The following is a 650-nucleotide window of genomic DNA, read 5'->3' as shown; positions in this document are numbered from 1 at the left end:
GGGCCGCCCGCGCGGGGCACGCCCGGCACGCCGGCGGCCTTCATCGCGCGGATCGCCTCGACCTTGTCGCCCATCAGGCGGATGGTGTCGGCCTTGGGCCCGATGAAGATCCGCGGCGCGGCGTTCGATCCCGCGCAGGAACGCGGCCAGGGCGGGCGGTGCGGCCACGCCGTCGGAAGGGGACGTGGCGGTCATCGGAACTCCATCATCGGCGCGATGATAGCGAGGCGGCCGCCACGCTGCGCGCTTGACAGAAGCGCCGCGATCGGCTCATCCGCGGCCGCCGCGACGGCGGGTTGTGCACAGCGCCTGGAATTGGCCTGCGACAGGTCTTGTCAAGCCCCCGCGAAACCATGTTGCACCTGTGTTTCACGGCCAAGTTGTTGTTCTGAAAAGAATAAATGCGAGTGGCGCTTTTTTGTCCAACTCGTGGCAGAGGCTTGTGAGTCCGTCTTCACGGCGTGGAGCATGCCCGTCATGCACAGCTTTATCCACAGCAGATGTGGATAAATTCGATTCTCCAAGCGCGGCGGCTATTTACGACCGGTTTATCACTTTGCGGGCAGCAATCGCGCGCAACTCCTGGCTGCCGGGCGCGCTTGCCGCGGCCGCCAGGGCGTGTCACCGATCCCCTCGCAACCGCGGCCCTT

At 66.0% G+C, this 650-nt stretch carries 1 protein-coding gene; it reads right to left on the bottom strand.

Translation table 11 applies throughout. The features are described 5' to 3' along the window. Positions 1-195 (bottom strand): hypothetical protein (locus J7357_RS21255; protein WP_209249510.1); only part of this gene is annotated, 195 nt, incomplete at its 3' end. Between the last annotated feature and the right edge of the window lie 455 nt (positions 196-650).

The organism is Xanthomonas sp. D-109 (assembly GCF_017746095.1).
GTDB classification, from domain to species: Bacteria; Pseudomonadota; Gammaproteobacteria; order Xanthomonadales; family Xanthomonadaceae; genus Xanthomonas_A; species Xanthomonas_A sacchari.
Note: the sequence above shows the minus strand (reverse complement) of the source record. Positions and strands in the feature narration are given on the sequence as shown.